Annotated in this window: 5 protein-coding genes; 3 read left to right on the top strand and 2 right to left on the bottom strand. The window is 60.9% G+C overall.

Translation table 11 applies throughout. The features are described from left to right. From H7J93_RS14525 to H7J93_RS14515, 3 genes are all read left to right on the top strand, one after another. The gene (locus H7J93_RS14525) at positions 1 to 1,044 is read left to right on the top strand and encodes a protein kinase domain-containing protein (protein WP_267307015.1); all 1,044 of its coding nucleotides are present in this window, start codon (positions 1 to 3) and stop codon (positions 1,042 to 1,044) included. Positions 1,045 to 1,479: 435 nt separating this feature from the next. After that, entirely contained in the window at positions 1,480 to 1,779 is a 300-nt protein-coding gene (locus H7J93_RS14520; protein WP_079634664.1) for a hypothetical protein, read from the top strand. Between the two features lie 176 nt (positions 1,780 to 1,955). After that, positions 1,956 to 2,702 carry a DUF5131 family protein gene (locus H7J93_RS14515; RefSeq protein ID WP_068151161.1) on the top strand — a complete coding sequence of 249 codons (747 nt, stop codon included), beginning with the start codon at positions 1,956 to 1,958 and terminating at the stop codon, positions 2,700 to 2,702. Here the strand turns inward: H7J93_RS14515 and tcmP are convergent. Continuing rightward, positions 2,699 to 3,817: a three-Cys-motif partner protein TcmP gene (gene tcmP / locus H7J93_RS14510; RefSeq protein ID WP_165614105.1), complete on the bottom strand. Its 1,119-nt coding sequence runs from the start codon at positions 3,815 to 3,817 to the stop codon at positions 2,699 to 2,701. The two genes, H7J93_RS14515 and tcmP, sit on opposite strands and share 4 nt — an antisense overlap. Before the next feature lie 100 nt (positions 3,818 to 3,917). Continuing rightward, a complete protein-coding gene (locus tag H7J93_RS14505) occupies positions 3,918 to 5,687 on the bottom strand; it encodes a DNA methyltransferase (RefSeq protein ID WP_308204916.1) in 1,770 nt (589 codons plus the stop codon). Between the last annotated feature and the right edge of the window lie 94 nt (positions 5,688 to 5,781).

Genomic DNA, 5,781 nt, shown 5'->3' with positions numbered 1-5,781 from the left:
ATCACGCACCGTCAACGACACCCCGACCGAACAGGAGGCCACCCCCGCGGCACTGACCGCCTGAACCATCACATCGAAGAATCACGCGACGACGTCGTACACCACGTCCGTGGACTTGACCATGACGTGCTGCCGGAGCCAGCAATCCTGCGACAGATTCGACACGACCACGTGGTGCCGATCCTGGCTGCACCGGTTGTTGACGGCTTTCCGAAACCGATGCGGGTGATTGAGATCGTCACCCCGTACTACGAACGGGGTAGCCTGACCGACGCATTCCTCCGCGGCGAGCGATTCGTCCCTACAGAAGCCGTACGCATCGTGCAGGCTGCATTACGTGGGTTGGGACACCTCCATGAGGTGCACGGCATCCTGCACCGTGACATCAAGAGCCCCAACATTCTGCTGACCGGTGACGAATTCCTCGCCAGGGTAGGAGACTTGGGTTGCGCCGGCCGCATCGGCGAGGACGGGCGCACCCCGGCGCTGGACATCCCCACGCTGTACAGCCCACCCGAACTGGTCGGAACTGGCGTTCTCACCCGAGCGAGCGACTTGTACCCGATGGGACTCGTGCTGCTGGAGTTGCTCAAAGGCGGATTCGACTATGACGCGTACCCTAAGACACACGTAGTGCGCCGACTGCTGCGAGGCGTTTCTCCGCTGTCAATGGCCGAGCGCAGCCACCCCATCTGGGCATCGCGATCCTTGCGTCGTGCCCTGACCAAGTCCGTGCATTCTGTTCCGGGCCAACGCTTTCAGACTGCGAGCGAGATGGACAACGCCCTATCAAGGGCCCGTGTCATCGACTGGGCGGAGACCGACTCGCTTCGATGGGAGGCGCCGTTCCGCCACCATCGAGACCGCCGCGTCCGAGTTGAGGCCGTTCGGCTGCGCAAGGGCGGATTCCGTCTATCGACGCAGATGAACCGCGGCAATGGATGGCGCCGTTACGGCTTGGACGACCTCGACGTGGATGTTCTAGATTCATCCCGCGCCCGCAGCTTGTTCGACCAGGCGACAGATAGTGCCATCGTCCGCTGAGCTGCTCGCTCTACTGCGCGTCGCTCTAAATCGGTGAGTGCCGCCCACAGTCCATCGATCTCATCCTGCCGACCGGTGTCGATTTCCCACGTTGCTTCTGAGTGCACGCCCCGTGGGATGAGCCAACCATTCAATGTCAAGTCGTAGAAGACTGCGTCGGCGGCCGTTTCGCTTACCCTTCGCCTGCCAGTCCTCAACCGCCGTAATGCCCGTTGCGCAAGGCCGCACGGAAGCGCCTGCAGCGCTTCCTCGATGAGTGCTTGACGAATCCAAGAATCGCGACCTAGTTCAGCACCGATCTGTTCCGCGTGCCGTCCCAGAGCGTCGATCGCAACCAGTACGACCGCATTGGGAGTCAGAAGCGGCCGGTCCACGCGTCCAGGATACAACGCGTTACGCGTAACGCGTAACACTTGTTGCAGTTAGGATTTAGTCGTGTCTCTGGCTGAAAGCAATGAATTGCGTGAGCTGTCGCGCGTGCTGTTCGGCCAGGCGCATCGCCTGTCGGTGATGGTGGGAATTGCCCGCGGAGGGAGGGAATTCGCACTCTCGAAACTGGCTGACGAACTGGGATTCGAGAATCTGAGCAGCATTCAAGACCCGATCAGGGATCTTGAAGCCGCGGAGTTAATCACGCGGATGCCGAAAGTAGCCAACAAGGTTCGATTCCGCAGAAACAAGAGCTATGCCTGGACATGGGCCAAGGAGCTCGCGTCCCGGTACCCCGAGGAATGATTGAGACACGGACGTGCCCGTCACACCTTTTGGTTCGAACCCCACCGAATACAGTGCCGACACGCGCGCGCGAGCCACTCCCGACACACCGGCAACAATGGCTCTGTGCGACGTCGTCGGTACCTGACCATAGAGTGACCGCAACAGCAAGAAGCCTTAGCTGAGGGGAGTGTGCGATGGCGGACCGGTCAGCGATCGAGTGGACCGAGGCGACCTGGAACCCCGTCACCGGCTGCGACCGCGTGTCCGCAGGCTGCGACCACTGCTACGCGATGACTCTGGCGAAACGCCTGAAGGCGATGGGCTCGGCGAAGTACCAGCAGGATGGCGACCCTCGCACCTCAGGTCCCGGCTTCGGCGTCACAATCCACCCGCAAGCCCTCGACGAGCCGCGGCGCTGGCGTAACTCCCGCGTGGTGTTCGTGAACTCGATGAGCGACCTGTTCCACGTGAAGGTGCCACTCGACTTCATCCGCGACGTGTTCGACGTCTGCCGTGACACCCCGCAGCACACCTACCAGGTACTGACGAAGCGGAGTCTGCGGCTCCGGCGCGTGGCCGACAAGCTGGACTGGCCGGACAACCTCTGGATGGGAGTTTCGGTGGAGAGCTCGGATGTCCTCAGTCGAGTCGACCATCTCCGCGAGGTGCCAGCCGCCGTCCGGTTCCTGTCGTGTGAACCGCTGCTCGGGCCGCTCGACGGGATTGACCTGACTGGCATCGGTTGGGTGATCGCCGGTGGCGAGAGCGGGCCGCGGTACCGGCCGATGCAGCTGTCCTGGGCCCGCGGCATCCGCGATGCGTGCACCGAGGCCGAGGTGCCCTTCTTCTTCAAGCAGTGGGGCGGTCGCACCCCGAAGGCCGCCGGCCGTGAGCTCGACGGGCAGCTGTGGGACGAAATGCCCTGTGCGGCAACAGCCTAAGCCTCGCTGTCGTCCCCTTCATCGTCCGGTGCCGCCTCGAATATTCGGATGCGGCTCGTAGCCGGCCAGGGTGCATTCTTCGGCGCGGTGGATGGAGACAACCGGACCACGACCCCCTCGCGAAACAGCTCGTCGAGCGTGGTGCGAACATGTGGTTCCGTGTGACCGAGGATCTGCGCTTGGTTGACCAGCTCGGCGAAATCGTGAATACCGACACGCTTCCGGAAGTCATCGATCAGGGGCTGAATGTCGGGTTCGAGCAAACTCGGCTGAAACGCTGTGACGGCGCTGGCCCCGCGGCCGCTGGTGGGGTCCGCAGACCATTTAGCGGAGTTCCAGCATTCGAGCCCTGCCTGATGGTGCGTTGCGAAGATCAGCGAGTACCGGGTGTACCGGCGTGCGACGTCGACGTCGAACGATGAGGTGTGGCACCCGAGCGCTTCTAGCTTGTCGCAGTAAAGCTTGACGAGCGCGGCCTTGGACTGCGCTGTGCTGAGACCGTCGGGAATGCTCTGCCAGGAGCGGTCGCCGTAGAGGCCGTTCATCACAGAGACCATCGCCGGATTAGTGCGGTATCGGTGAGCTTCGTCGGCCATGAACGTGATCACCGCGTCGTTTTTGGGGACCTTCACGATCTCCGAGACGGTGGACCAAGGGATCTGCTTGAGTCCGTACGGGTCGATGATCCACATTGTCTGTGTTCCCGGCGGCGCGTGTTGCTTTCGCACCTCGGCGACGATGTCCTCGAACTTCTTCGGGCCGACCGGTATGTGATGGATTCGGTCGTCTGCCGGAAGAGCTTTCATGCGCCTGTCCAGCGCGTCGCAGCGGCGCGGGTCGAGGTCGTTCGTTACGTAGGTGAGCGGCTGGAAGTTCGGGCGGCAGAGGTGGTCGCGGAACAACTTCGCGATCATGATCGCGCTGCCGTCGAGGCCATCGGAGTACATCCCGGAACCGGCGAATCCGTCGATGATCGTCCCCGGCTTCGCCCACCTGCCCTGCAGAACCTTACCCATCCAGCACGCGATGTACCGGCGGTAGAAGGCGTGCTTGAGGCGGGTGTGCGGGTCCGACGGGTAGTCCACCTGCATGCGCAGTTCTTCCTTACGCGTCACCAGGCGTTCCCCGTACATCAAGAACTTTCGGTGGATTGACGTGCGCCATCCCGGTGTTCCTCCCCCGTCAAATGCAGCGTAATTACGGGGGTAGACGCGCTCATCGCCGCGGTGACTTCCGCTGGTCTACTGCTTCCGCCGAGTCGAACCCCGCGTCGTACCTAGTGCTCGTCGAGTCACTTACCAGCGCTGCGTATCTCTCGAATAGCGCGGCAGAGATTTCGTAGTCGTTTACCTCTGGGGTGAGCCCATACATCCGTAGCAGGGCGATATCCAATTCAGCGTGCAGTTCTCGCAACCTCCGCGGCATTGCGTCGGGGTCGTACATCTGCGCCAGAGACAAGCTGGGGTGTTTCTCGCGCTCCGTCAGGATGGCGGTCGCCTTGTCAGTGAGTAATTCACGCTGTGTAGCGTCTACAGCGAGGAAGGGGAAGGTGTTGTAGACCGATCCTACGGAAATTTGGAAATCCGACTTCATCCGACTTGAGACAACACTCACCCAGTTCGTGAAGAGCTTGCTCTGCAGAAATGCGAAGGTTACGAGATCGGCCGGGCTAACAAAGAATACGGAGTTGTTCACAATGACATCTCTGCCGTACATCGCGACAGGGATATACATGCGATCCTTTGACGAGACACTGGGCACAAGCAAGAAGTCGTCGGCGGGTTGGAAGATCGCACCGAATCGCCACGGCCGGTCGGCCGCTCGTCCTTTCGCGCCTTTCGCACCGTTCCGTTCAGCGGCAACCAATGCGACCCGCTCACGCAGTACCGGTGACGATTCGATGTCGGACGGGGATGCATCCAGCAACCAGAGGCAGTAACGCCACTGCGAATTGAGGTGCTCCCGAGCTCCAACGAGACGACGGAGATACTTCGCTGCTAAGGGATCCGCCCGTCGGATCAGCTCTGCGTCCTCCGCAGAAATCTTCGATAGGTGACCGCCGTCTCGCGGCTCATTACCTACCGACATCGGTGGAACGCCGGCCACGATCGGCTTACTGATACTCCACACATACATATCGGGGGCGTCCAGGAGAAACGGATTGATATTGCCCGCACGCACAGGCTCAGATCCCAAGTAATCTTCTGTCCAAATGATTCTCGGACCCCGGCTACCCCCATAGCTGAAACCAATAATCACGCAGTGGACAGCCGCGGAGTCACGAATATCGTTACCCCACACGAACGTGCGATGTGCAAAGTCAATGCGCATACCTAGTTTGTGAAGCTGGCTCCAAATAATGGCTGGCTGACCGCCCTGAGTAATTGAATTGGTCGAGACGAATGCGACCCGCGCTTCAGTTCCACTGATGAAGCGCGCAGCCTTCAGAAACCAGTTAGTTACGTAGTCGAGTGTGCCCGATCCGGAGACGTCACCCCAGATGGACTTTTGATTGGCCTTCTGCCGAGCAGATTGCAGGCGTGGCCCTAGATAGGGCGGGTTGCCAATCACAAGTAGTCCCGAATCGGCGGCGCAAACGGCACTCCATTCAATTTCAAGCGAGTTCGCGTGTCTGATCTCCGGTGCAATCCTGATCGGCAGGCGGTCAGGCGCGACGCCGAACTCCTCGGCCATCTGCTGGTTAGCGAGGTGGTCCACCAGCAGCATCGCGGTCTCTGCGATACGCGCTGGCCACTCCTCGATCTCGATGCCGAAGAAGTGGTCGAGTGTGACTTTGATGTTCGCCGTGACGTCCAGCGAAAGTTGGGCACGCTCGACCTTCTTACCGGCGGCGATCGCCTCCATGTCGAGGTCTCGACGGCGCTTTAGTACGTCCAGCTCGAGAGCACGTAACTCCCGGTATGCCACTACGAGGAAGTTTCCACATCCGCAAGCCGTTATGCGCTGTATTTGGGCGTGTCTCACTCGGATCCATGCGCCACCCCGTTACAGTGCCCGCAACCCTGACTACAGAAGGGCCGTTGAGGGGGACGCTTCCGGTGGATTTGTACTTCGCTGA

Origin of the sequence: Mycobacterium barrassiae (assembly GCF_025822765.1) — a bacterium.
In the GTDB taxonomy this organism is placed as follows: domain Bacteria; phylum Actinomycetota; class Actinomycetes; order Mycobacteriales; family Mycobacteriaceae; genus Mycobacterium; species Mycobacterium barrassiae.
Note: the sequence above shows the minus strand (reverse complement) of the source record. Positions and strands in the feature narration are given on the sequence as shown.

Bases quoted from the DNA above. Each gene is read 5' to 3' on its own strand.
- H7J93_RS14515 (WP_068151161.1), top strand. From the start codon at position 1,956: ATGGCGGACCGGTCAGCGATCGAGTGGACCGAGGCGACCTGGAACCCC.